This is a genomic window from Streptomyces sp. KR55, from assembly GCF_052245645.1.
Lineage (GTDB): Bacteria > Actinomycetota > Actinomycetes > Streptomycetales > Streptomycetaceae > Streptomyces > Streptomyces flavusporus.
This window is the reverse complement of the sequence record NZ_JBQQCE010000773.1, coordinates 1-2,771: the sequence shown is the minus strand read 5'-3', so window position 1 is coordinate 2,771 and position 2,771 is coordinate 1. Positions and strand designations below refer to the sequence as shown.

Annotated in this window: 2 protein-coding genes and 1 pseudogene; all 3 read left to right on the top strand. The window is 75.0% G+C overall.

The genetic code is table 11. From position 1 onward, the window contains the following. A pseudogene (locus ACTWQJ_RS49825) lies at positions 1-195 on the top strand (hypothetical protein); the annotation flags it as partial. Then, entirely contained in the window at positions 185-2,119 is a 1,935-nt protein-coding gene (locus ACTWQJ_RS49820; RefSeq protein WP_443312960.1) for an FAD/NAD(P)-binding protein, read from the top strand. The pseudogene ACTWQJ_RS49825 and the gene ACTWQJ_RS49820, both read left to right, overlap by 11 nt. Beyond that, positions 2,116-2,771 (top strand): lyase family protein (locus ACTWQJ_RS49815; protein WP_443312959.1); only part of this gene is annotated, 656 nt, incomplete at its 3' end. The genes ACTWQJ_RS49820 and ACTWQJ_RS49815, both read left to right, overlap by 4 nt.

The window sequence follows — 2,771 nt, the reverse complement described above, 5'->3', positions numbered from 1 at the left end:
GGCGTGGTCCGCGTCGACCTCACGTGCGGGCCCGGCGACACCGTCACCGACGTGCGCTCCTCCTGGGACCGGCTCGGCTCCGTGATCACCACGGGGGCCGACGCCGAGGACGCCGAGCGCGCCGCACAGGAGGCGGCGGACCTGATCACCGTAACCGTGCACGAAGCCCTGGAGCCCGACGCCCATGACCGGTAAACGACTCGAGATCTGCATCGTCGGCGCCGGGCCACGCGGACTGTCCGTGCTGGAGCGGCTGTGTGCCAACGCGCGCGGCCGCAGGCCGGCCGGACCGGTCGTGGTGCACGTCGTCGACCCGGACCGGCCCGGCGCCGGGCGGGTGTGGCGCACGGACCAGTCGCGGCATCTGCTGATGAACACCGTGGCCTCGCAGATCACCCTGTTCACCGATGCCAGCGTGCGGATCGACGGCCCCGACGAGCCCGGCCCGAGCCTGTACGAGTGGGCCCGCTTCCGCACCCTCATGGGCCCCTTCGAGGGCGCCGAGGATCTGGACGACGCCGCCGTCGCCGAGGCCCGCGACCTCGGCCCCGACACCTACCCCTCGCGCGCGCTGTACGGCCACTACCTGGAGTGGGCCTTCGGGCGCGTGGTGCGCAGGGCCCCGGACCAGGTGACCGTGCGCGTGCACCGCTCGCGGGCCGTCGCCGTCGACGACGCGGACGAACCGCCGTACCAGGAAGTCCTGTTGGACGACGGCACGCTGCTGACCCGGCTGGACGCGGTGGTCCTGTCCCAGGGCCATGTGCCCGCCCGTATGTCCCGCGCCGAGGAGGAGCTGGCCCTCTTCGCGATCGACCGCGACCTGACCTACGTGCCGCCGGCCAACCCGGCCGACCTCGACCTGGTCCGGCTCGTCGCGCCCGGCGAGACCGTGCTGCTGCGCGGGCTCGGGCTCAGCTTCTTCGACCACATGGCCCTGTTCACGGAAGGGCGCGGCGGCACGTACGAGCGCACCGCCGACGGTCTGGTCTACCGGCCCTCCGGACGGGAACCGCTGATCTGCGCGGGCTCGCGGCGCGGGGTGCCGTACCAGGCGCGCGGCGAGAACGAGAAGGGCCCGCACGGCCGTCATCTGCCCCGGCTGCTGACGCCGGAGCGCATCGACCGGCTGCGCGCCGACGACCGGCTGGACTTCCGCACCGACCTGTGGCCGCTGATCGCCAAGGAGGTCGAGACCGTCTACTACGAGACGCTGCTGGCCGGCCGCGTGCACCGCAGCGAGGCCGAGGCCTTCGCGGCCCGTTTCGTCACGGCACCGCGCGGCGCCGAGGAGCGGCTGCTGACGGAGGCGGGCGTCCCGGACGCCGAGCGCTGGAACTGGGACCTGATCCACCACCCGTACGGCAAGCGGGAGTTCACCTCCCACGACGACTTCACCCACTGGCTGCTGGACCATCTGCGGGCCGACGTGCGCGCCGCGCGGCTCGGCAACGTCAGCGGTCCGCTGAAGGCCGCCCTCGACGTCCTGCGCGACCTGCGCAACGAGATCCGCCTCGCGGTGGACCACGGCGGCCTCGACGGCCGCTCCCACCGCGACGACCTCGACCGCTGGTACACGCCGCTCAACGCGTTCCTGTCCATCGGCCCGCCCGCGCACCGGATCGAGCAGATGACGGCACTGATCGAGGTGGGCGTGCTGCGCATCGCGGGCCCCGGTACGCGGGCGACGACGACCCCGGAAGGCTTCGCCCTGGAGTCCGACGTGCCGGGCGTCCGCATCCCGGCCCGCGTCCTGATCGAGGCCCGGCTGCCCGAGCCCGACCTGCGCCGCACCGCCGACCCGCTGCTGCGGCGCCTGCTGGCGGCCGGCCACTGCCGCCCGTTCCGGGTGCGGTCCGCCGACGGCACCTCGTACGAGACCGGCGGCCTGGAGGTCACCGACCGCCCGTATCACGTCGTCGACGCCACCGGCCGCCCCCACCCCCGCCGCTTCGCTCACGGCGTCCCCACCGAGTCCGTCCACTGGGTCACGGCGGCGGGCATCCGGCCGGGCGTGGACTCGGTGACGCTGGGGGACAGCGACGCGGTGGCCAGGGCAGTGCTGGGGCTCGGCGCGTGCGAAGCACCGGCGGCCGATCTCGCGGGAGCGCTCGCATGACCTCCACCACCGAACACCCCACCCTGACCCCACCCGTCCCCGAAGCCGACCTCGGTCTCCTCTCCCCCGTCCGCGCCGGCACGCCCGTCGCCGCCGCCGTCGGGGACACCGCCTGGCTGCAGGCCATGCTGGACGCCGAGGCCGGGCTCGCGAGGGCGCAGGCCCGGCTCGGGACCGTCCCGGCGGGCGCCGCCCGGGTCATCACCGAGGCCGCCCATGCCGAGCTGCTCGACACCGTGGCCGTCGCGAGGGCGGCACGCGAGACCGCGAACCCCGTCGTCGGGCTGGTCGCGGCGTTCACCGCGGTCGTCGCCCGGCGCGATCCGGCCGCCGCCGAGTACGTGCACCGGGGTTCGACCAGCCAGGACGTCCTGGACACCGGCACCATGCTGGTGTGCCGGGAGGCGCTCGGCCTGATCCGTGCCGACCTCGGCCGTACGGCCCGTGCGCTGGCCCGGCTCGCCGTCGGCCACCGGGACACCCCGATGACCGGCCGCACCCTCGCCCTGCACGCCGTACCGACCACCTTCGGCCTGAAGGCGGCGGGCTGGCGCCGGCTCGTCCTCGACGCACAGGAGCGCATCGAGCGGATCCTGCGCGAGGGCCTCCCCGTGTCCCTGGGCGGCGCCGCCGGCACCCTCGCCGGATACCT